General features: G+C 74.0%; 22 protein-coding genes. 8 read left to right on the forward strand and 14 right to left on the reverse strand.

The window, feature by feature from the left end; all coding sequences use genetic code 11:
* The first annotated feature begins 11 nt into the window (after nt 1-11).
* Complete coding sequence (locus ACFYOU_RS27600; protein ID WP_389768244.1) at nt 12-773, forward strand: GntR family transcriptional regulator; 762 nt, start codon at nt 12-14, stop codon at nt 771-773.
* A gap of 119 nt (nt 774-892) precedes the next feature.
* On the opposite strand, the gene ACFYOU_RS27605 is transcribed toward ACFYOU_RS27600, so the two are convergent.
* Nucleotides 893-1,366, reverse strand: a complete 474-nt coding sequence (locus ACFYOU_RS27605; protein WP_389768420.1) for a GNAT family N-acetyltransferase — start codon at nt 1,364-1,366, stop codon at nt 893-895.
* 302 nt (nt 1,367-1,668) lie between these two features.
* Here ACFYOU_RS27605 and ACFYOU_RS27610 point away from each other — a divergent pair, with 302 nt between their 5' ends.
* Nucleotides 1,669-2,097 (forward strand): DoxX family protein, encoded by a 429-nt coding sequence (locus tag ACFYOU_RS27610; protein ID WP_391309283.1) that lies wholly within the window; start codon nt 1,669-1,671, stop codon nt 2,095-2,097.
* A gap of 70 nt (nt 2,098-2,167) precedes the next feature.
* Entirely contained in the window at nt 2,168-3,781 is a 1,614-nt protein-coding gene (locus ACFYOU_RS27615) for an FAD-dependent oxidoreductase (RefSeq protein WP_391309284.1), read from the forward strand.
* A 23-nt stretch (nt 3,782-3,804) separates the two neighbouring features.
* Here the strand turns inward: ACFYOU_RS27615 and ACFYOU_RS27620 are convergent, their stop codons facing one another.
* From ACFYOU_RS27620 to ACFYOU_RS27630, 3 genes are all read right to left on the reverse strand, one after another.
* Nucleotides 3,805-4,962: an ROK family protein gene (locus tag ACFYOU_RS27620; RefSeq protein ID WP_389768250.1), complete on the reverse strand. Its 1,158-nt coding sequence runs from the start codon at nt 4,960-4,962 to the stop codon at nt 3,805-3,807.
* Between the two features lie 178 nt (nt 4,963-5,140).
* A complete protein-coding gene (locus ACFYOU_RS27625) occupies nt 5,141-5,797 on the reverse strand; it encodes a response regulator (protein ID WP_391309286.1) in 657 nt (218 codons plus the stop codon).
* A 37-nt stretch (nt 5,798-5,834) separates the two neighbouring features.
* Complete coding sequence (locus ACFYOU_RS27630) at nt 5,835-7,115, reverse strand: histidine kinase (protein WP_391309288.1); 1,281 nt, start codon at nt 7,113-7,115, stop codon at nt 5,835-5,837.
* A 109-nt stretch (nt 7,116-7,224) separates the two neighbouring features.
* Between ACFYOU_RS27630 and ACFYOU_RS27635 the strand changes: the two genes are divergently transcribed.
* The 3 genes from ACFYOU_RS27635 to ACFYOU_RS27645 all read left to right on the forward strand — a co-directional run bounded on the left by ACFYOU_RS27635 (nt 7,225) and on the right by ACFYOU_RS27645 (nt 9,386).
* Nucleotides 7,225-8,154, forward strand: coding sequence for an ATP-binding cassette domain-containing protein (locus tag ACFYOU_RS27635; protein WP_391309290.1), 930 nt, complete (start codon nt 7,225-7,227; stop codon nt 8,152-8,154).
* A gap of 2 nt (nt 8,155-8,156) precedes the next feature.
* Complete coding sequence (locus ACFYOU_RS27640) at nt 8,157-8,891, forward strand: ABC transporter permease (protein ID WP_391309291.1); 735 nt, start codon at nt 8,157-8,159, stop codon at nt 8,889-8,891.
* Nucleotides 8,892-8,954: 63 nt separating this feature from the next.
* Nucleotides 8,955-9,386 (forward strand): hypothetical protein, encoded by a 432-nt coding sequence (locus ACFYOU_RS27645; protein WP_391309293.1) that lies wholly within the window; start codon nt 8,955-8,957, stop codon nt 9,384-9,386.
* A gap of 4 nt (nt 9,387-9,390) precedes the next feature.
* Here the strand turns inward: ACFYOU_RS27645 and mug are convergent, their stop codons facing one another.
* The 6 genes from mug to ACFYOU_RS27675 form a co-directional block, all read right to left on the reverse strand.
* Nucleotides 9,391-9,954 (reverse strand): G/U mismatch-specific DNA glycosylase, encoded by a 564-nt coding sequence (gene mug, locus ACFYOU_RS27650; protein ID WP_385494777.1) that lies wholly within the window; start codon nt 9,952-9,954, stop codon nt 9,391-9,393.
* A complete protein-coding gene (gene purB / locus ACFYOU_RS27655; RefSeq protein WP_385494678.1) occupies nt 9,951-11,393 on the reverse strand; it encodes an adenylosuccinate lyase in 1,443 nt (480 codons plus the stop codon). Before purB ends, mug begins: the two co-directional genes overlap by 4 nt.
* A gap of 60 nt (nt 11,394-11,453) precedes the next feature.
* A complete protein-coding gene (locus ACFYOU_RS27660) occupies nt 11,454-12,248 on the reverse strand; it encodes a GDSL-type esterase/lipase family protein (RefSeq protein WP_391309295.1) in 795 nt (264 codons plus the stop codon).
* A 75-nt stretch (nt 12,249-12,323) separates the two neighbouring features.
* Nucleotides 12,324-13,337 (reverse strand): hemolysin family protein, encoded by a 1,014-nt coding sequence (locus ACFYOU_RS27665; protein ID WP_389768265.1) that lies wholly within the window; start codon nt 13,335-13,337, stop codon nt 12,324-12,326.
* Nucleotides 13,334-14,671 carry a hemolysin family protein gene (locus tag ACFYOU_RS27670; RefSeq protein WP_389768267.1) on the reverse strand — a complete coding sequence of 446 codons (1,338 nt, stop codon included), beginning with the start codon at nt 14,669-14,671 and terminating at the stop codon, nt 13,334-13,336. Before ACFYOU_RS27670 ends, ACFYOU_RS27665 begins: the two co-directional genes overlap by 4 nt.
* A 196-nt stretch (nt 14,672-14,867) precedes the next feature.
* Nucleotides 14,868-15,293, reverse strand: coding sequence for a GNAT family N-acetyltransferase (locus ACFYOU_RS27675; RefSeq protein ID WP_391309297.1), 426 nt, complete (start codon nt 15,291-15,293; stop codon nt 14,868-14,870).
* Nucleotides 15,294-15,485: 192 nt separating this feature from the next.
* Between ACFYOU_RS27675 and ACFYOU_RS27680 the strand changes: the two genes are divergently transcribed.
* Nucleotides 15,486-15,713: an antitoxin gene (locus ACFYOU_RS27680; RefSeq protein WP_391309299.1), complete on the forward strand. Its 228-nt coding sequence runs from the start codon at nt 15,486-15,488 to the stop codon at nt 15,711-15,713.
* Between the two features lie 3 nt (nt 15,714-15,716).
* The gene (locus ACFYOU_RS27685) at nt 15,717-16,088 is read left to right on the forward strand and encodes a fic family toxin-antitoxin system, toxin component (protein WP_389768272.1); all 372 of its coding nucleotides are present in this window, start codon (nt 15,717-15,719) and stop codon (nt 16,086-16,088) included.
* 15 nt (nt 16,089-16,103) lie between these two features.
* On the opposite strand, the gene ACFYOU_RS27690 is transcribed toward ACFYOU_RS27685, so the two are convergent.
* From ACFYOU_RS27690 to bioB, 4 genes are all read right to left on the reverse strand, one after another.
* Nucleotides 16,104-16,784: a methyltransferase domain-containing protein gene (locus tag ACFYOU_RS27690; protein WP_391309302.1), complete on the reverse strand. Its 681-nt coding sequence runs from the start codon at nt 16,782-16,784 to the stop codon at nt 16,104-16,106.
* Between the two features lie 135 nt (nt 16,785-16,919).
* Nucleotides 16,920-17,732: a dethiobiotin synthase gene (gene bioD, locus ACFYOU_RS27695; RefSeq protein WP_391309303.1), complete on the reverse strand. Its 813-nt coding sequence runs from the start codon at nt 17,730-17,732 to the stop codon at nt 16,920-16,922.
* A 61-nt stretch (nt 17,733-17,793) separates the two neighbouring features.
* Entirely contained in the window at nt 17,794-19,119 is a 1,326-nt protein-coding gene (locus ACFYOU_RS27700; protein WP_391309305.1) for an adenosylmethionine--8-amino-7-oxononanoate transaminase, read from the reverse strand.
* Nucleotides 19,112-20,404, reverse strand: coding sequence for a biotin synthase BioB (gene bioB, locus ACFYOU_RS27705; protein ID WP_391309307.1), 1,293 nt, complete (start codon nt 20,402-20,404; stop codon nt 19,112-19,114). Before bioB ends, ACFYOU_RS27700 begins: the two co-directional genes overlap by 8 nt.
* Between the last annotated feature and the right edge of the window lie 15 nt (nt 20,405-20,419).

Here is a 20,419-nt window from a genome sequence, read left to right on the forward strand (position 1 = left end):
CGGAGGACAGGGTGGGGACCACGCAACTGGAGACGGTGCCGGAGCCCAAGTACTGGCACCTGAAGACCGTGCTCACCGAGGCACTCGACTCGGAGTTCACGGTGGGCGAGATCCTGCCCAACGAACGTGAGCTGGCAGCCCGCTTCGGGGTGGCCCGCGCGACGCTCCGGCAGGCACTGGAGCAACTCGAACTCGAAGGGCGCCTCCATCGTCGACGCGGAGTCGGCACCACGGTCGCCCCGCCGCGCGTCGGGGTCGCCGTCGGGTCCGACGAGCAGGACTGGCCCGGCGCGCTCGGAGAAGCATGGCAGACCGCTGGCAGCGAGTCGGACGTGCCCCCTGCTGCGGTCGCACGGATGCTGGAGACCCTCGACGGGGAAGCGGTGCACATCGTGCGGCGCACCCGGGTGTCGAACGGCCTGCCCGTCGCCGCGGAACTGCTCTACGTCCCCGGTTCGTCCGTGCCGGACGTCTCCGGGATCGACAACCCGTCGGGCACGGCCCGCGGACGCGCCGTGCTGCGGGAACTCCAGCGGCTCGGACTCGAAGGGCAGGACCGGTCCGTCGAGCTGGGCTCCGCCCGCGCCGACGACGCCCGGGAACTCGACCGGCTGCCCGGGGCACCGGTCCTGGTCGTCACCACCCGGTTCTTCGCCGCCGGACGCACCGCCGCGGTGTCGGTGGCCACGTACCGGGCCGACACCTGCCGGTTGACCTTCGGCGACTCCGGTGGCGTCGAGATACACCACGGGCCCGAACGCCGGGCCTCCTGAACCACCGACCGCCGCAGCGGGTCCCGGCGAGAACGGGGCCGCCGCGGCGGTTTCGTACGCGCCGACCACGGCGGCCGTTCCCGCCGCGTTCGGGCCCCGGGCCCGCGGGCTCGGAACGGTCAGTCGACGACGGTGCTGCGGCGCTCGATCAGCACCACATCGCGCCAGACCCCGTGGTGGCGGGCCACCCGCTCGCGGACCCCGACCACCCGGAACCCGGCCCGTGCGTGCAGGGCGAGGCTCGCGGTGTTCTCCGGGAACACCCCGGACTGCACGGTCCAGATCCCGGCCGCCTCGGTGGAGGCGATCAGCGCCCGCAGCAGGGCGCCGGCGACACCCCGACCCCGTGCGTCGGGGTGGACGTACACCGAGTGTTCGACCACCCCCGCGTACGCCGGCCGGGCGGACACCGCACTGACGGCGGCCCACCCCCGTACCGAACCCCGCGGGTCGAGGGCGACACGACGGTGGGCCGGGAGCCGAGCGGCGTCGAAGGCGTCCCAGTCCGGGGCAGCGGTCTCGAAGGTGGCGTTGCCCTCCTCGATGCCCGCCCGGTAGATCGCGAGGACCTGTCCGGCGTGCTCGGGCCCCATCGGGGCGAGCCTGACTACGGCGTTCGACACCGCAAAACTCCTCCGCTCCGGCCGGCGGGACGGGCCGCCGTGCGTGACCGCGCGGCCACCGCCGTCCCGCGGTGCCCGACGGCGCGACGGTACCAAGCCGCGCAGCCTCCCGAGCGGGTCGCCCGGGGTCGTCCGTACGGGGGAGGCCGGCACCCGGTTGGCGGCCCGTCCCCGCCCGGAGCCGACCGCGGGCACCCACCGGTGGTTCAGTGGGGGACGGCGGCTCGTCCACGGCGGCCGCGGACGTCCGACCCACGCCGGCGGAGGTACGGATGGAACCCCTGATCGCCCTCCTCGTCGGTTTCGCCGGTGCACGACTGGCCGGGTTCGCGGGCGTGGACGTGCTCGACGCCTGGCTGCCCGCGCTACGCGTCGGCCTGGCGGTGATGTTCGTGTTCACCGGCCTCGCGCACTTCCACCCGAGGCTCCGGGCGGAGATCGTCGACATGGTGCCGCCGGGCCTGCCGCGGCCCGAACTGCTGGTGACGCTCACCGGCGTCCTCGAACTGGCCGGTGCGGTCGGCCTGTTGATCCCGGCCACGGCGCCGTGGGCGGCGATCTGTCTCGTGCTGCTGCTGATCGCGATGTTCCCGGCCAACCTTTCCGCCGCGCGCCGCGGGACGGCGCTCGGCGACCCCGTCGGCCGGCGCACGCTCTACCAGATCGTCTACGTCGGCGCCCTGGCCCTCACCCTGGCATGAGAAGCAGAAGCAGAAGCAGAACCAGAACCACAACCGGACCGGGTGGACCGGGTGGACCCGAGGAGACCGGGTGAGTCACGACGGCCCCCATGACGTGGTGATCGTGGGCTCCGGGGCGGCCGGACTGTGCGCGGCGCTGGCCGCCGCCGTCGGGGGCGCGAGCGTGCTGGTCCTGGAGGGCAGCGACCGGTGGGGCGGCGCCACCGCCGTTTCGGCGGGTCAGGTGTGGGCCCCGGCCAACCACCACATGGCCGACGTGGGCGTCGCCGACGACCCCCGGGACGCCCTGGCCTATCTGCTCGGCCGGACCAGCGGTCGCGATCCCCACCTGGCCGCGGCGTTCGTGGACGCGGCGCCCCGGACGGTCCGCTTCCTGGAGGAGCACGCGCCGATCCGCTTCACCCCGACGACCCTGCCCGACTCCTTCGCCGAAGCGCCCGGCGGACGCACCCACGGGCGCAACCTCGAAGTCGCCCCGGTGTCGTTGGGCGCCCTGGGCGCCGCGGAGGAACTGTTCTGGCCGCCCCCCTTCTTCGCACCGGTGGTCACCAACGAGGAGATCACCCGGCTCCGCCTGGTCACCGGGGGAACACCCCCACCGGGCCTGATCGAGGAGCGGACGGCCGCCGGCCGGGTCGCCCTGGGCCAGGGACTGGTCGTCGGACTGCTGCACGGCTGCCGGGCCCGTGGCGTCGACCTGCTCCGCGGCCACCGGGTCACCGCACTGCTCACCAGCGGCGCGCCCGGGGCGACCGCCGTCACCGGCGTCCGGGTGGACGGGGGCCCGGAGTTCCGTGCGCGACGGGCGGTCGTCCTGGCCTGCGGCGGCTTCGAACACGACCGTGCCCTGTGCACGCGGCTGTTGGACGGACCCTACGCCCATCCCGTGACGCCCCCGGTGGGCCGCGGCGACGCACTGCGGCTGGCCGCCGGGGCGGGCGCGGCGCTCGCCCACACGGGGGAGTGCTGGTCCTGGCCCGTCACCCAGCGCCCGGGCGCCGCCTGGCCCGACGGCACCCCCCGGCCCGAACTGACGCTCGCGGAGCGCATGCTCCCGCACGTCATCTGGGTCAACTCCGCGGGCCGGCGCTTCGTCAACGAGTCCAGCCACAACGTCGCCCTCGCCTTCGCCGAACTCGACCCCGCCACCGGGCACCCGCGCAACACCCCGGCCTGGGCCGTCGCCGACGCCCGCTACCGGGCCCGCTACCCGTTCGCCGGCGCCCGCCCCGGACAGCCGCTGCCCCCGCACGCCGTCGAAGCGGCGACCCCGGCCGAACTCGCCGCCCGCACCGGCATCGACCCCGGGACGCTCACCCGGACGCTCCGGCGCTTCAACGAGTTCGCCGCCCGGGGCCTCGACCCCGACCACGGCCGGGGAACGACCCACTACGACCGTGCCGGCGGGGACCCCACGGCCCCCCACCCGAACCTCGGCACCGTCGCCGAACCCCCGCTGTGCGCCGTGCTGGTCCTGCCCGGCTCCGTCGGCACCAAGGGCGGCCCGCTCACCGACGAACGGGCCCGGGTGCTGCGCTGGAACGGTGACCCCCTGCCCGGGCTGTTCGCGGCGGGCAATGCGATGGCCGGCGCGATCGGCCCCGGCATCGTCTCGCCGGGCGCGACCATCGGCTCCGCCCTCGCCTGGGGCTGGATCGCCGGCACCACCGCGGCCGGCGGCTAGCGAGGACGGTCCACGGGTGCCGCTCAGCGCCGGGCGGTCACCGTGCCCTGCACCGCGAACAGTTGCTCCTCGACGTGGTCCAGGGCCAGCCGCAGCGCACCGGTCGCGACGGCCGCCTCCCCCAGCATCGACAGGGCCACCTTGGGCGCGCGCAGACAGTACCGCTCCAGCTCCCGCCGCAACGGCTCCAGCACGCCTTCCAGCCCGGTCGCCCAACCGCCCACCACGACCAGTTCCGGATCGAGGGCCAGTACCAGCGCGGCGACGTTGTGGACCAGCCGCCGCATGAACCGGTCCACGGCGGCCCGGGCGTTCTCGTCGCCCTCCTGCGCCAGGGCGAAGACGTGCGCCACGGCCTGCTCGTTCAACGGCTCCAACGGCTTGCCCGTGGTCGACAGCAGCGTCTCGGGCGTCACCTCCCGGCCCAGCAGGTGCAGGGCACCGATCTCGCCCGCCGCACCGCCGAAGCCCCGGTGCAGCCGCCCGCCGATCAGCGATCCGGCGCCCGGACTGAGACCCGCGAGGACGAAGACCATGTCGTCGGACTCCTTCGCTGCCCCCTTCCAGTGCTCCGCGACCGCCGCCGTGTTCGCGTCGTTCTCGACCAGGACCGGGCACTTGAAGGACCGCCGCAGCCGCTCGCCCAACTGGAGACCCGTCCAGCCGGGCAGCGCCGCGCCCAGCTTGATCACGCCGTCCGCCTCGATGATCCCCGGAGTGCCCACGCCGACCGCCCACAGCGAACTGCGGGCCACCCCGGTGCGCCGCAGGGTGTCCGCGACGGTGGTCCGCAGCCGCTCCAGCCGCTCGTCCGCCGGGGCCTCGATGGTGACCTCCTTGGTCCCCGTGCCCAGCACCCGGCCGTCCAGGTCGGCGAGGATCACCGCGACCCGGTGCGGGCCGAGCTCCAGCCCCAGCAGATGGCCCGCCTCGGAGCGGAAGCGGAACCTGCGCGCCGGTCGTCCCTGCCTGCGTGCCGTGCCCTCCTCGGCGGCCGTCTCGACCGCCAAGCCCGCCTCGATGAGACCCTCGACCACACCCTCGACGGTCGGCCGTGACAGGCCCGTCACCCGGGTCACTTCGGTGAGCGTCGCGGAGCCCGCCGCACGCAAAGCGTGCAGGACCACCGCGGAGTTGATACGCCGCAGCAGAGAGGGGTCCCCGCCGGTCAGCTGCCCCAACGTGTGTCCTCTCAGCTCGTGCTCGTATGGCCCGGATCGTACTTGTTACCGTGCGACCACGGCGAGCTTCGATGCAGTCCCGCAACCTCCCGGTAGGAAATCCGTTCTTCGTTCGGGTTTCCGAACCGGAGCGTCCGCGGTCCGAACACCGCCCCGTACCCGGGTGCGCGCCCGTCCCTCATCCCGGCGACACGAACCCGGACTCGTAGGCCGCGATCACCGCCTGGGTGCGGTCCCGGGCCCCCAGTTTCGCCAGCACCGCGCTCACATGGGACTTCACCGTCTCGTTGCCGACGACCAGCCGGGCGGCGATCTCCGTGTTCGACAGCCCCTGCGCCATCAGCCGCAGCACCTCGGCCTCCCGATCGGTGAGCGCCGCCGAACCCAACGCCTCCGGCCCCGACTCCGCGCCGGGCCCATACTCCGCCGCCAACCGCCGCACGGCCGCCGGGAACAACAACGAATCGCCCTCGGCGACCAGCCGCACGGCGTGCACGACCTCTTCCGGCCGGGCGCGCTTCAACAGGAAGCCGTCCGCACCCGCACGCAGCGCCCCGTACACGTACTCGTCGTTCTCGAAGGTCGTGACCATGATGATCTTCGGCGGATCCGGGACCGTCCGCAACACCGCCCGGGTGGCCGCGATGCCGTCCAGGAGCGGCATCCGCACGTCCATCGCGACGACGTCCGGCCGCAGGGAACGGATCAACGGGATCACCGCCGCCCCGTCGGCCGCCTCCCCCACCACCGTGATGTCGGGCTGTGCTTCGAGCACCGCGCGCAGACCGGCGCGCACCAGGGGCTCGTCATCGACGAGGAGGACCGTCAGGGGCATCCCCTCAGCCTAAGGCCCCGCACTGACACGGTGACCCTCACCCCAGGGGGAGCCGGGCCCGCACCCGCCAGTCGGCACCCACCGGGCCGGTTTCCGCCCGGCCGCCCAACAGCGCCGCCCGTTCCCGGATGCCGCGCAGCCCGCTGCCGCCCCGGTCACCGGAGATCCCCATCGGCGCCGGGCCGTCGACGCCCACGGGCAGCGGATTGCGCACGTCGAGGTCCACGTGTCCGTCGAGCACCTGCACCCTGACCCGCACCGGAACCGGCCCGGCGTGCCGCAACACGTTCGTCAGGGACTCCTGGAGCATGCGGTAGCACTCGCGCGAGACGGGCCCCGGCAACCGGTCCACCGGGCCCGTCACCTGCGCGTCCACGCTCGCCCCGGACGCCCGCGCGGACTCCAGCAGGCGTTCCGCCTCGGCCAGGGTGGGCCGGTTGCTCGCGGCCCGCCCGGGCTCCCGCAGGATCACCAGCACCCGTTCCAGGTCCTCCATCGCGGCCCGCCCGGTCTCCTCGATGGCGCCCAGCGCCCGTTCCGTGAACTCCGGGTTCCCCGCGGCGCGCGCCGCCCCCGCCTGCACCACCGCGACGGACAGCGCATGGCCGATCGAGTCGTGCAGTTCGTGGGCGATCCGGCTGCGCTCCAACAGCCGCTCGGTGCGCTCCTCCAACTGCGCGAGCCGCTGGGCGGGCGAAGGACCGAGCAGCCTGCCGGCCGCCGCCGCCACGGCGGCCCCGGCCAGGACGACGAACCCGAGCAACAGCGCCACCGACACCGGAACGAGCAGCGCCGCCGCCCACCACGGCAGGGGCTGTGCCCACAGTGCGTCGATGTCGTCCGCGGGCGCCCCGACCGCCCTCGCCACGAACGCCAGGACCTGGGCCATCGCGAACCCGGACACCAGCATCGTCAGACAGCCCGCTTCGAGCCGCAGCACCATCCACACCGAGGTCCGCAGCCGGTCCCGCCAGTTCGCCGAGGGCGCCGCGCTGATGTCCGGCGCCCGGTCCGACCGCCGCCCCCGCGCGTGCGGCCCCGGGAACAACATGTGCTGCGCCTGGAGGCCCTCCGCGCGACGCACCACCGGCACCCACCCGATCAGGGCCGCCGGCACCGCGGGCACCAGCGCCACCAACAGCCACTTGACGGGGGTCATCCCGGTCAGCCCCGGGTACACCATCGCCGACACGAGGGCGCCGAATCCCCCCAGCAGCAGATGCAGCCAGCGCGTGTACACGACGGCGCGCAGCACGGGACGCCCGAGCGCCCGGACGCCCGACCTGAAACCACGGGAGGGCCCGGGCGGAGAGGACATGCCCGTCATCGTGCCAGGCGCACCCGCCGGGCGGCTCCCCCGCACGGGGGAGCCGCTCTCCCCGCGCGGGGGAGGCGCAGGCACCCTCCCGACGGCCAGGCTGAACGGCATGAACGCCATCGACGTACACGACCTCACCAAGGTCTACGGGAAGAAACGGGCCGTCGACGGGCTGACGTTCTCCGTCGCCCCCGGCAAGGTCACCGGCTTCCTCGGCCCCAACGGCTCCGGCAAGTCGACGACCCTGCGGCTGGTCCTGGGCCTGGACCGGCCCACCCGGGGCAGCGCCACCATCGCCGGGAAGCGGTACGCCGGCCTGGGCGAGCCGCTGCGCCACGTGGGTGCCCATCTCGACCCCGGCGCTGCGCACGGCTCCCGCACCGCCCACCACCACCTGCTGGCGCTGGCGGTCGCCAACCGGCTGTCGGCCCGGCGGGTGACCGAGGTGCTGGAGGAGACCGGTCTCGCCCCCGTCGCCCGACGCCGGGTGAAGACCTTCTCGCTGGGGATGCGCCAACGCCTGGGCATCGCCGCCGCCCTGCTCGGGGACCCGGCCGTGGTCATCCTGGACGAGCCGGCCAACGGCCTCGACCCGGAAGGCATCATCTGGATCCGCGGCACCCTGCGCCGCCTCGCCGAGGAGGGGCGCACCGTCCTCGTCTCCAGCCATCTGATGGCCGAGACCGCCGCGTTCGCCGACCACCTCGTCGTCCTCGGCGGCGGCCGGCTCCTCGCCGACCTGCCGATCGGTGACTTCCTCGCCGAACGCGGCACCACCCGCACCCGGGTGCGCACCCCCGACGCCGCCCGGCTGGAAGCCGCGCTCTCGGCGGCCGGCCACCGCATCGTCCCCGCGGACGAGGACTCCTGGACCGCCGAGGGCGTCACGGCCGCCGAAGTGGGCGCGCTGGCCGCCCGCGCAGGCGTGACCCTGCTCGCCCTCGCCGACGAGGGCGCCACCTTGGAGGAGGCGTACCTCGACCTCACCACGGCCAGCGCCGAGTTCACCGCCCCGCCCACCCCCGCCCGGGAGGTCTGACCGTGTCGCCCACCGCCGTTCTGCACGCGGAGTGGATCAAGATCCGCTCGGTCCGCGCCAGCCTCGGATCGCTCATCGCCCTGTTCGTCGTGTCCCTCGCCCTCACCGGACTCGTCTACGCGTCCCTCCCCTCGGACAGCAGCGAACTCGGCGACGACCGGCTCCTCGCGGCCTTCTACGCCCTGAACTTCGCCCAGGTCGCGGCCATCGCCTTCGGCACCACGGCGATGTCCTCGGAGTACGTCCACCACGGACTGCGCGTCTCCCTCGCCGCCGTACCGAACCGCGACCTCTTCTACGCGGCCAAGGCCGCCGTGATCGGCGCCGCCGCGCTCGTCGTGGGTCTGGTGACCACGTTCGCCAGCTTCGCGCTCGGCCAGGGCCTGCTCGGGGACGACGGCATCGGCCTCGGCCATCCGGGAGCCGTCCGCGCCTGTGTGGGGGGCGGCGTCGGGCTCGCCCTGACCGCCCTGCTGGCGACCGGGCTGGCCGCCCTGCTGCGCAGCGGGGTCGCCACGCTCAGCGTCCTCGTCCCGTTCACCCTGATCGTCTCGTTCGTGGTCGGCGACGTCGCCGGGGGAGCGGCCCAGTACCTCCCCGACCGGGCCGCACGGCAGGCCCTCCTCGCGGACCCCGAGGGCACGCTCGGTCCCTGGTCCGGCCTCGCGGTGGCCGCCCTGTGGTCCCTGGCCGCGCTGCTCGTCGGCTGGTGGGCGGTGCGCCGCCGCGATGCGTGAGGACGGTCGGACCGGGAGGTGACCGACCGCCAAGTGTCAGTGGGGCACGCTTTACTGGAGCCCATGACCACCGCACAGCGCCTCGGCGCGATCGACCGGCTGTGCTCCCGGGAACCCGCCGCGGGGCACCCCGGTGCGGTGTCCGACGGTCCGGCCCACCCCTTCGCCGACCTCACGCCCCCGGTCGCGGAGGGAGCGGAGGGAGCGGTGGGCCCCGGGGAGGCGGAGGAGCAGCTGTACGCCGAGCGCGAGGCGTTGGCCCGGCCGCTGACCGCACGCCACGGCGAGCCGGACTTCATCGGCCTCCAGGGCGTCTTCCTCCGCAGCACCGACCCCGGGGCGGTCCCCGAGCCCTGGCGCTCGCTCAGCTCCCGTGCGGGCGACGCCCTGGTCTGGCGGACGTCCGCGCGCTGGCTGGTCCTCGCGATCACCCGGGAGGGCCCGGAGATCGGGCCCCGGCTCCTGGCGGTGGTCACGGCGGTGGACCCGCCGTAGTCCGCTACGGGCCCTGCGGGCCGTCGTCCAGCGCCGCGGTGCGCAAGCGCCCGAACTCCTCGGCCATCGTGGCGGCCGTCCAGTGCGCGTTCAGCCCACTGGGATTGGGCAGCACCCACACCCGACTGCCCCCGATCACCGTCTCCTGCGGCCCGATCACGGCCCGCCGGTCACCGAAGGCCGCACGGTACGCGGTGACCCCGACCACGGCCAGCCAGCCGGGCCGCAGCCGGGCCACCTTCGCGGCCAGCAGCCGACCGCCCTCGCGGTACTCCGCGGGGCTCAGCTCGTCGGCCCGCGCGGTCGCGCGCGCCACCACGTTGGTGATGCCGAGGCCGTGGGCGAGGAGTTCGTCCTGCTCCGCGGGGCGCAGTTGCCGGGGCGTGAAGCCGGAGAGGTGCAGCACCGGCCAGAACCGGTTGCCGGGGCGGGCGAAGTGGTGACCCGTCGCCGCCGTCATCAATCCCGGATTGATGCCGCAGAAGAGCACCCGTAGACCGTCCGCGGTCACGTCGGGGACGAGACGGTCGCGGGCGGCCTCCAGTTCGGCGGGGGTGAAGCGGGTCAGAGGATCGCTCCGGGGGCGTACCCGGCGGACTCCGGGAAGCGCTTGGTGAGCTCCTCCACCCGGGCGACCACGGCCGCGACCTGCTGGCCCGCCGCGCCCGTGAAGGACAGCTTGTCGGCCATCAACGCGTCGAGAGCGGCCCGGTCCAGGGGGATGCGGTCGTCGGCGGCGAGCTTGTCGAGCAGTTCGTTGCGCTCGGCGCCGCCCTCGCGCATCGCCAGCGCGGACGCGACCGCGTTCTCCTTGATCGCCTCGTGCGCCAGTTCCCGGCCCACACCGGCCCGCACCGCGCCCATCAGGACCTTGGTGGTGGCGAGGAACGGCAGGTACCGGTCCAGCTCGCGCGCCACCACGGCGGGGAAGGCACCGAACTCGTCCAGGACCGTCAGGAACGTCTCCAGCAGCCCGTCCAGCGCGAAGAACGCGTCCGGCAGCGCGACCCGGCGCACCACCGAGCAGGACACGTCCCCCTCGTTCCACTGGTCGCCCGCCAGCTCGCCCGTCATGGACGCGTAGCCCCGCAGGATCACCATCAGGCCGTTGACGCGCTCGCAGGAGCGGGTGTTCATCTTGTGCGGCATCGCCGAGGAGCCGACCTGACCCGGCTTGAAGCCCTCGGTCACCAACTCGTGCCCGGCCATCAACCGGATCGTCTTCGCCAACGACGAGGGGGCCGCCGCGAGCTGCACCAGCGCGGTGACGACCTCGTAGTCCAGCGACCGCGGATAGACCTGGCCGACCGAGGTGAACGCCCGGGAGAAGCCCAGGTGGCCGGCGACCCGCTGCTCCAGCTCGGCCAGCTTGGCGGTGTCCCCGCCCAGCAGGTCCAGCATGTCCTGCGCGGTGCCGACCGGTCCCTTCACCCCGCGCAGCGGATAGCGCGCCAGCAACTCCTCGACCCGGCCGAACGCGACGAGCTGCTCGTCGGCGGCGGTCGCGAAACGCTTGCCGAGCGTCGTCGCCTGGGCGGCCACGTTGTGCGAGCGGCCCGCCATCACCAGCTCCGCGTACTCGCCGGCGAGCTTGCCCAGCCGTGCCAGGACCGCCACCGAACGGTCGCGGACCAGCTCCAGGGAGAGCCGGATCTGCAACTGCTCGACGTTCTCCGTGAGGTCCCGGGACGTCATGCCCTTGTGCACGTGCTCGTGCCCGGCGAGCGCGTTGAACTCCTCGATCCGGGCCTTCACGTCGTGGCGGGTGACCCGCTCGCGCTCCGCGATGGACGCCAGGTCCACCTGGTCGAGGACCCGCTCGTAGTCGGCGATCGCCTCGTCCGGGACCTCGATCCCGAGGTCCTTCTGGGCCCGCAGCACGGCCAGCCAGAGCTGACGCTCCAGCCGCACCTTCCGCTCGGGGGACCAGAGGTCGGCCAGCTCGGCGGAGGCGTAGCGGCCGGCGAGGACATTGGGGATACGGGGCTTCGAAGGCGCAGCAGTCACGTGGAGGGAGTCTACTGGGCGGAACCTCTTGGTCAGCGCCCCGGTCCCCCTCGGAGGAAGCTACGAACCCGGGCGCGGTGCGGTGGTGGATGCGTCGTAGGGCAGCAGCTCGGGGCGCTTCGGGGGGCGTCCGTCGCCCGTGGAGCGGCCCGTGAGCCGTCGGCCGATCCAGGGTGCCAGGTGCCGCCCGGCGAAGCGGACGTCCGCCACCCGGCGCGTGGCCCAGGGCGCCGGCGCCGCGGGCGGCAGGGGCGTGCGCCAGTCCCAGGTGGCCGGTAGGCCCAGTGCCTGCCCGACCGCCTCGGCCACCCGGCGGTGGCCCTCGGCGCAGAGGTGGAGCCGGTCCGCGTCCCACAGTCGGGGATCGCCGAGGACCGGGGCGCCGTACAGGTCCACGACGGTGGCGCCGTACCGGGCCCCGAGGTCGTCGATCAGGGCGAACAGCTCCTCCATCCGGGGCCGGAACCGTTGCAGCACCGGTCCCCGTCGCCCCGGGCTGCGCATCAGTACGAGCCGGCCGCAGGAGGGCGCGAGCCGGGCCACGGCCTCCTCCAGGTGGGCGCGGACCCGTCCCATGTCGCACGAGGGCCGCAGGGTGTCGTTGAGGCCGCCGACGAGCGTCACCACATCGGCCCGCATCCGGGCCGCCGGCTCCACCTGCTCCGCGACGATCTGGCCGATCAGTTTGCCCCGCACCGCGAGGTTCGCGTACCGGAAGCCCGGGTGCGCGCGGGCCAGTCGCGCTGCCAGGAGGTCGGCCCACCCCCGGTAGGAACCGTCGGGCAGCCGGTCGGACATGCCTTCGGTGAAGCTGTCCCCGACGGCGACGAAACTGGTGTAGGCGGTGGTCTCCATAGCGGTGCGATGGTAACGCCGCGGCGGGTGCCACCGGACCGGTGACACCCGCCGCGGCGGTGGACGGACGGGCGGCTACACGGGCTGTCCGAACAGCTCCCGCAGCACGTCCTCCATGGTCACCAGGCCCGCCAGCTTGCCGTCCGCGCCGAGCACGGCGGCCAGGTGCGTGCGGCTGCTGCGCATCGCGGTCAACACGTCGTCCAGCGGGGTGGTCGCCCGGACCCGGGCGATCGACCGCATGTCCTTGACCTGGAACGGAAGGTCCCGCGGTGAGACGTCGAGCGCGTCCTTGACGTGCAGGTAACCGACGATCCGACGGCTGTCGTCCACCACCGGGAACCGGGAGAAGCCCGACTGCGCCGACAGCCTTTCGAGCTGCTCCGGGGTGACGCCCACGTGCGCGTAGACGATCTGCTCCAACGGGAGCACCACGTCGTTCACGGGGCGGCGCCCCAGCTCCAGGGCGTCGTGCAGCCGCTCCTGGGCGCGGTCGTCGATGAGGCCCGCATCGCCGGAGTCCTTCACCATCCGGGCCAGCTCCGCGTCCGAGAACGAGGCGGTGACCTCGTCCTTGGCGTCCACCCGCATCAGCCTCAGCAGCCCGTTCGCGAAGGCGTTGATCGTGAAGATCACCGGGCGCAGCGCCCGGGCCACCGCGACCAGCGGCGGCCCCAGCACCAGCGCACTGCGCACCGGCTCCGCGAGGGCGACGTTCTTCGGGATCATCTCGCCGAGCAGCATGTGCAGGTACGTGGCCACCGTCAGGGCGATCACGAAGGAGATCGGGTGGACCAGGCCGTGCGGCACCCCGACCGCGTCGAACGCGGGCTCCAGCAGGTGGGCGATCGCCGGCTCGGCGACGATGCCGAGGATCAGGGTGCACAGGGTGATGCCGAGCTGTGCGGCGGCCAGCAGCGCGGACACGTGCCGCAGTCCCCACAGCACGCTGCGCGCCCGACGGTCGCCCTCCTCGGCGTGCGGCTCGATCTGGCTGCGCCGCACCGAGATCAGGGCGAACTCGGCGCCCACGAAGAAGGCGTTCGCGACCAGGGTCGCCAGCCCGATCAGCAACTGGACGGCGATCATCGCTCGTCCTCCTCGTCCGGGTCGGCGGTCAGGGGCGGTGCGTGCATCAGCACCCGGGCGGCCCGACGCCCGGAGGCGTCGACCACGTCGAGCCGCCAGCCGGCGACCTCGACCCGGTCCCCGGCGGCCGGGATGCGGCCCAGTTCGGTGGCGACCAGCCCGGCCAGCGTCTCGTACGGGCCGTCCGGTGCGCGCAGGCCGACCCGGGCGAGCTCGTCGGTGCGGGCGGAACCGTCGGCGGAGTACAGCGTGCGGCCGTCCTCGTCCTCGCCGGCGAGCGCCAGGTCCGGGGTCTCGTGCGGGTCGTGTTCGTCGCGGACCTCGCCGACGACCTCCTCGACGATGTCCTCCAGGGTGGCGACCCCGGCCGTGCCGCCGTACTCGTCGATGACGACGGCCATGGTGCGCTTGCCGGACAACCGGTCCAGCAGCCGTTCCACGGTCAGTGACTCCGGGACCAGCAGGGGCTCGCGCATCAGGGCGGAGACGGGCTCCCGCGGGCGTCGCTCGGCGGGAACGGTGAGGACGTCCTTGATGTGGACGACGCCCACCACCGTGTCCAGGTTGCCGCGGTAGACGGGGAACCGGGACAGTCCGGTGGCCCGGGTGGCGTTGGCGACGTCCTCGCAGGTGGCGCGTGCTTCCAGGGCCATGACCTGCACCCGTGGCGTCATCACGTTCTCCGCCGTGAGGTCCGCGAGGTTCAGGGTGCGCACGAACAGTTCGGCGGTGTCGGCCTCCAGCCTGCCCTCCTTCGCGGAGTGCCGGGCCAGGGCGACCAGTTCCTGGGGGCCGCGCGCGGAGGCGAGTTCCTCGGTGGGTTCCAGCCCGAGCCGCCGCAGCGCACGGTTCGCGGTGTTGTTGAGGTGGGTGATGAGCGGGCGGAACGCGGCGCTGAAGAGGCGCTGCGGGGTGGCCACCCACTTGGCGATGACGAGGGGGGAGGAGATGGCCCAGTTCTTGGGCACCAGCTCGCCGACCACCATCAGGAACACCGTCGACAGGGCCGTGCCGAGGACCAGCGCCACGGAGGAGGCCGCCGATGCGGGTATGCCGAGGTCCCGGAGGGGGCCCGCGATCAGCTTGGAGATGGACGGCTCGGAGAGCATGCCCACGATCAGGTTGGTGACGGTGATGCCCAACTGGGCGCCGGAGAGCTGGAAGGTCAGGTTCTTCACGGCCTTGAGCGCGCTGGCGGCTCCGCGCTCGCCGCGCTCCACCGCCTGCTCCAGTTCGCCGCGCTCGACGGTGGTCAGGGAGAACTCCGCCGCGACGAACGCACCACAGGCCAGCGAGAGCAGGATCGCCACCCCGAGCAGGAGCACTTCGGTCATCGGGTCACCTCCGTCCCATGATCGGGCAGGGGCGGGGAGAACGCGCGATGTCTACTACTGGGAGGCTCGCCCATGGGCGGACGCTCACACCTTTCGGAACGGGGACGACGAGGTGGACCACCTGCCGATCGGGGTGGTCCACCTCATCGTAAAGGGTGCGCAAAGCCCCGTTCCGGCCCGTGCGACCCCGTTCCGGTCAGCCCGACAGCGGTTTGACCCAGCGCCGCCAGCGGTCCTCGCGCCGGTACCCGGCCGTGTCCCAGGTCCGGTGGGCCCGTTCGTTGGCCTCCAGCACCATGGCGTCGACCCGCCGCCCGCCCAGCGCGGCGAATCGTTGCTCCGCCGCTGTCAGCAGGGCGGTGGCGATGCCCCGTCGACGGTGGTCCGGATGGACGGCCAGCCGGTACAGGGAGCACCGCCAGCCGTCGAAGCCGGCGATCGCGGTGCCGACGAGGAGGCCGTCGCGCTCGGCGAGCAGCAGGGCGCCGGGGTCCGTACGGATGAGGCGGGTCACTCCGTCGGGGTCGTCGCTGATGCTCGTTCCCTCGGCGGCGACGTGCCAGAACCGCAGTACGGCGTTGACGTCGGAGGGGGTGGCGCAGCGGATGCGGAGATCGTTCATGGGCCGAGCCAAGCAGAGCGGTGATCGGTCCGGCCAGCGATTTCCGTGCCGCGGCCCGCGCCGGGTCACCGGGCCGACGGGGCGCATGTGAGACGGGGCGCGTGGAGGGGGCGCACGGTCGGTCGCCGTGTGCGGCCGGACGCCCCGCTGCCCACCTTGCCGACGCTAGCGGTTCGGCGCTAGCGTCGAGGCATGGCCAAGACGCAGCTGAACGTCCGGGTGGACGAGGGCACCGCCCGAGCCGCGCGGGAACGCGCCCTCGCCCGCGGCATGAGCGTGAACCGCTACATCGAGGAACTGGTCCGACAGGACACCGGGGAGACGGGGCACACGTTCGTCGAGGCCGCCGCCGACTTCATGAAGCAGTACGAGTCCGTCTTCGCCGAAGAGTTCGGCGCGGAGCACGAAGGTCGTCGTTGAAGGTTGAACCTACGAATCGATCTTGCCTGGCTCCTGATGGTCGCCGAACACAAGACACCGGGGGACCCCCAGGTCAGCGACTGGGGCGCGCTCGTCGCCGCCGTCAGTAGACACGAGGCCGAGATATTCGGCCGGCCCGTCTACGACGACCCGTTCAGCCGCGCCGCCGCACTCCTCCAGGTCCTCCTGCACGTCCCCGCCCTGGAACGCTCCAACGCGATGTTCGCCACCGCCGTCGCCTACGGCTACCTGGTCGCCAGCGGACTCAAGGTCGCCACCTCGCCGGAACGGGTGCGCGAGCTGGCGGGGCTGGTGAAGGCCGGGAACGCCACGGTCCGACAGATCGCCGACGAACTGCGGGCCTGGAGCGCCTGAGCGCCCGGCACCCGCTCACGCCCCGGCCGACGGCGGACGACGGGCGGTGCCCAGCACCAGGTACGAAGTGGGCAGCCGGGGCCCCTTCGCCGGGACCACCACCGGACGCCGGGACTCCACGACGAAACCGGCACGCTCGATCGACGCCACCGGATCGCGGGCCACGTGACAGCCGCCGAACAGGAACGGCCACACCGTCCGGTCCAGCCCCCGTTGCGCCGCCGCCATCGCCCGGCCCGGCGCCACGCCGTGTTCGAAGAAGCGCAGCACTCCACCCGGCCGCAGCACCCGGTGGAGTTCGCCCAGGGTCCGCGCAGTGTCCCGCACACTGCACAACACCAGGCACAGCACCGCCGCGTCGAACGCCCCGCCCTTCAGCGGCAGGGCCTCCGCCACGCCCGGCACCATGTCGACCGGCGCTCCGGATCGACGGGCCGCCGTACGGGCCAGCCGCCGCAACACCGCCTCCGGCTCGATCGCCACGACCTCCGACACCGACGGCGGATAGTGCCCGAAGTTCAGCCCGTTGCCGGCTCCGACCTCGACCACCCGGCCGCTCAGCCCGGCCAGCAGCTCCGCACGGTACGGGCCCACCTCCGGCTCCGTCGCCACGCTCACCTTCGCGTACACCCGGGCGAAGACGGGGTGGCGCACCGCGTCCCGGTGCGCCCGTGCCGGACGGGTCCACGAGCACATGGGAACCTCCCTGTCCGACCGGCCCGGGACCGGTACGAGAGCAACACGGTCATTGTCCTCGCACCGGGACGCCACCACCCGTCGACGGAAGCCGGCCCGCAGCGTCCGCACCCCGGACGCGCCTGGTGCGCCGGACTACCCCGCCGCCCCGCGCGCCGCGGACACCTCCGGCGCCGTGCCGTCCGCCCCCAGCGGGGAGGGCACGTCCCGCCGTGACGGTGCGCCCCACGGCCGCGCGGACCACAGCGCGGCGAAGGCCCCGGCGTCCCAACGGCCGTCCAGTTCCGGTGCGAGCCAGCTACCGGCCGCCGCCCGGAAGGCCCCCGGCTCCAGCGCGCCCGCGCCTTCGGGCACGGCCCCCCACAAGGGCGCGCCGGCCGCCTGCGGGAGGTCGTCCAGATTGCAGCGCGCGGCGAGGTCCGGGTCCCGGGGCCAACTGCCCACCACGACGCCCGCCGGTTCGAGCCCCCGCGTCCGCAGCGCCTCCGCCGTCAGCGCCGTGGTGTTGAGCGTGCCGAGCCCCGCCGGGACCACCACCAGCACCGGCGCGCCCAACAGCCGGGCCGCGTCGGCCAGGGTGCCGCCCGTCGCGTCGAACCGGACGAGCAGACCGCCCGCGCCCTCCACCAGGACCAGGTCGTGGAGGGCCGCCAGCCGCCGGGCCGCCCGGGCCGTCTGCCGGGCACCCACCGGAGCCAGGCCCGACCGCCGCGCGGCCGTCGCCGGCGCCAACGGCTCCGGGTACCGGGCGAGTTCGAGCGCCGTCACCGGCCCCGCCAACCGCGCCACCTCCTCGGCGTCGCCGCGTTCGCCCGGCGCGACACCGGTCTGTGCCGGTTTGAGCATCGCGACCGACCGGCCGGCGGCGAGCGCCACCGCAGCGATCGCCGCCGTGGTGACCGTCTTCCCGACCTCGGTACCCGTGCCCGTCACGACCAGGATCGCCATGGCGCCCCTCCGTCCCGTTCCGCTGCCCGTGGGCGTCCCCGCCCGTCCCCTGCCCGCACCCTCAGCCCGCGCCCGCCGCCGCGCGCACCGCACAGCCGATCCGGGCCACGTCCTCGTCCCGCGTCACGTACGGCGGCATCGTGTAGACCAGGTCCCGGAACGGGCGCAGCCACACGCCCTCGCGCACCGCCGCCCCGGTCGCCGCCGCCACATCCACCTCGTGGTCCAACTGGACCACCCCCACCGCGCCCAGCACCCGTACCTCCCGGACCCCGGGCAGTGCCGCCGCCGGGGCCAGCGCCTCGTGCAGCCCCGCCTCGATCCGCTTGACCTCCGTCCGCCAGTCCTGCGCGAGCAGCAGTTCGATGGAGGCCAGGGCGACCGCCGACGCGAGCGGATTGCCCATGAAGGTCGGGCCGTGGGCCAGTACCGGCACCTCGCCCCGGGAGATCCCCTCGGCGATGCGCGTGGTGCACAGGGTCGCCGCCATCGACACGTAGCCGCCGGTCAGCGCCTTGCCCAGGCACATCACATCCGGTGTGACGCGGGCGTGGTCGGCCGCGAACAACGCGCCCGTGCGGCCGAAACCGGTGGCGATCTCGTCCAGGACCAACAACACGCCCTGCTCGTCGCACACCTCTCGCAGCACCCGCAGGTACTCCGGCGGATGGAAGCGCATCCCTCCCGCGCCCTGCACCACCGGCTCCACGATCACCGCGGCCAGCTCCCCGGCGTGCCGGGTGACCGTCTCCCGCAGGTGGTCCGCGTACGACTCCTCGTAACCGGCCGGGGGAGCGTCCGCGAACACCTGTCGGGGCAGCACGCCGGACCACAGGGTGTGCATCCCGCCGTCCGGGTCGCACACGGCCATCGGCTGCCAGGTGTCGCCGTGGTAGCCGCCGCGCCAGGTCATGAGCCGTTGCTTCTCGGGCCGCCCCAGGGAACGCCAGTACTGGAGGCACATCTTCACCGCGACCTCGACCGACACCGAACCCGAATCGGAGAGGAAGACGTGCTCCAGCCCGTCCGGCGTGATGTCGACGAGCTTCTTCGCCAGCCGCACCGCCGGCTCGTGGGTGAGCCCGCCGAACATCACATGGCTCATCCGGCCGAGCTGGTCGCGCACCGCCTCGTCGAGGACGGGGTGCTGGTAGCCGTGGATCGCCGACCACCACGAGGACATGGCGTCGACCAGTTCGTCGGGGCCGCCCCACCGCTCACCGCAGCCGTCGGCGAGCCGCAGCCGCACCCCGTCGGCGGAGACCACCACGAGCGGTTCCTGACGACCGGGCATGGGACCGTACGGGTGCCAGACGTGCTGGCGGTCCAGGGCGATCAGGCTCCGCAGTCCGCCGTCGGTCGACGCCCCGCCCGAAGGCTCACGCATTGGGCGCCACCTGCGTTCCGGCGCCCCGTCGGCGCACCGCCACCAGGTCGGTGCGGGCCCGCGACGCCGTCTGCGGCGGGGCGGCTCCGGCGGCCGCCGCGGGCGCCGGGCCGGTGCACGGCCCGCAGCCCCCGGACGCCACCGGGGCGGCGTCCGTCCCGTCAGCGCCCTCGGCGGCTTCCGCGCCGGGCGCCCCGGACCCGCCGGACGCGCATCCGGACCCGCCGTCGTGCGGGCCGCACCCGCCGGAGGAGCCGCACCCGCCGCCGTGGGAGCCCGCGGCCCGGTGCTCCGGCAAGGTCACCCGGTCCGTGCCCTCCACCTCGAAGCCGGCGTCGGCGATCATCTCCAGGTCGGCCCGGCCCGCCTGCCCCTCACTGGTCAGGTAGTCGCCCAGGAACAGGGAGTTGGCCAGGTGCAGCGCCAACGGCTGGAGGGTGCGCAGATGGACCTCGCGACCGGCGGCGATCCGCACCTCGGCGTCGGGGCACACGAACCGGGTCATCGCCAGCACGCGCAGGCACCGCTGGGGCGTGAGGTTCCACTCCTTGGCCAGCGGGGTCCCCTCGAACGGGATCAGGAAGTTCACGGGCACCGAGTCCGGGTTCAACGCCCGCAGCGCGAACACCACGTCGACCAGGTCTTCGTCGCTCTCCCCCATCCCGGCGATCAGCCCGGAGCACGGCGACAAGCCCGCCGCGTGCGCCCGGCGCACGGTGTCCACCCGGTCGGCGTAGGTGTGGGTGGTCGTGATCCGCCCGTACGTCCCCTCGGAGGTGTTGAGGTTGTGGTTGTACGCATCGGCGCCCGCGTCGCGCAGCCGCTCCGCCTGACCGTCCGACAGCAACCCGAGGCAGGCGCACACCTCGACGTCCTCGTGCTGGTCCTTGATCGCCCGGATCGTGTCCGAGACCCGCTCCACGTCCCGGTCGGTCGGGCCCCGCCCGCTGGCCACCAGGCACACCCGCTTCGCCCCGCCCGCGAGCCCGGCCGCCGCCGCCTCGGTCGCCTCCTCGGGCTTCAGCCACGTGTACTTGAGGATGCCGGCCGTGGAACCGAGCCGCTGGGAGCAGTAGGAGCAGTCCTCGGGACACAGCCCGGACTTCAGGTTGACCAGATAGTTGAGTTTCACCCGCCGTCCGAACCAGTGGCGGCGCACCCTCCCGGCCGCCGCCACCACGTCGAGCACGTCGTCGTCGGAGGTCGCCAGTACCGCGAGCGCCTCGTCCCGGGTCGGCAGCTCGCACCGGAGCCCCTTGTCCACCAGCGTGTTCAGCAGGTCCATGGCGCTGATCCTGGC

Source organism: Streptomyces sp. NPDC005955 (assembly GCF_042871255.1).
Taxonomy (GTDB): domain Bacteria; phylum Actinomycetota; class Actinomycetes; order Streptomycetales; family Streptomycetaceae; genus Streptomyces.

What these genes read in the sequence shown, in the direction of transcription:
- ACFYOU_RS27605 (WP_389768420.1), bottom strand. Translation starts at nt 1,366, where the DNA reads ATGGGGCCCGAGCACGCCGGACAGGTCCTCGCGATCTACCGGGCGGGC.
- ACFYOU_RS27610 (WP_391309283.1), top strand. Translation starts at nt 1,669, where the DNA reads ATGGAACCCCTGATCGCCCTCCTCGTCGGTTTCGCCGGTGCACGACTG.
- ACFYOU_RS27625 (WP_391309286.1), bottom strand. Translation starts at nt 5,797, where the DNA reads ATGCCCCTGACGGTCCTCCTCGTCGATGACGAGCCCCTGGTGCGCGCC.
- ACFYOU_RS27630 (WP_391309288.1), bottom strand. Translation starts at nt 7,115, where the DNA reads ATGTCCTCTCCGCCCGGGCCCTCCCGTGGTTTCAGGTCGGGCGTCCGG.
- ACFYOU_RS27635 (WP_391309290.1), top strand. Translation starts at nt 7,225, where the DNA reads ATGAACGCCATCGACGTACACGACCTCACCAAGGTCTACGGGAAGAAA.
- ACFYOU_RS27645 (WP_391309293.1), top strand. Translation starts at nt 8,955, where the DNA reads ATGACCACCGCACAGCGCCTCGGCGCGATCGACCGGCTGTGCTCCCGG.
- ACFYOU_RS27660 (WP_391309295.1), bottom strand. Translation starts at nt 12,248, where the DNA reads ATGGAGACCACCGCCTACACCAGTTTCGTCGCCGTCGGGGACAGCTTC.
- ACFYOU_RS27665 (WP_389768265.1), bottom strand. Translation starts at nt 13,337, where the DNA reads ATGATCGCCGTCCAGTTGCTGATCGGGCTGGCGACCCTGGTCGCGAAC.
- ACFYOU_RS27670 (WP_389768267.1), bottom strand. Translation starts at nt 14,671, where the DNA reads ATGACCGAAGTGCTCCTGCTCGGGGTGGCGATCCTGCTCTCGCTGGCC.
- ACFYOU_RS27675 (WP_391309297.1), bottom strand. Translation starts at nt 15,293, where the DNA reads ATGAACGATCTCCGCATCCGCTGCGCCACCCCCTCCGACGTCAACGCC.
- ACFYOU_RS27680 (WP_391309299.1), top strand. Translation starts at nt 15,486, where the DNA reads ATGGCCAAGACGCAGCTGAACGTCCGGGTGGACGAGGGCACCGCCCGA.
- ACFYOU_RS27690 (WP_391309302.1), bottom strand. Translation starts at nt 16,784, where the DNA reads ATGTGCTCGTGGACCCGTCCGGCACGGGCGCACCGGGACGCGGTGCGC.
- bioD (WP_391309303.1), bottom strand. Translation starts at nt 17,732, where the DNA reads ATGGCGATCCTGGTCGTGACGGGCACGGGTACCGAGGTCGGGAAGACG.
- ACFYOU_RS27700 (WP_391309305.1), bottom strand. Translation starts at nt 19,119, where the DNA reads ATGCGTGAGCCTTCGGGCGGGGCGTCGACCGACGGCGGACTGCGGAGC.
- bioB (WP_391309307.1), bottom strand. Translation starts at nt 20,404, where the DNA reads ATGGACCTGCTGAACACGCTGGTGGACAAGGGGCTCCGGTGCGAGCTG.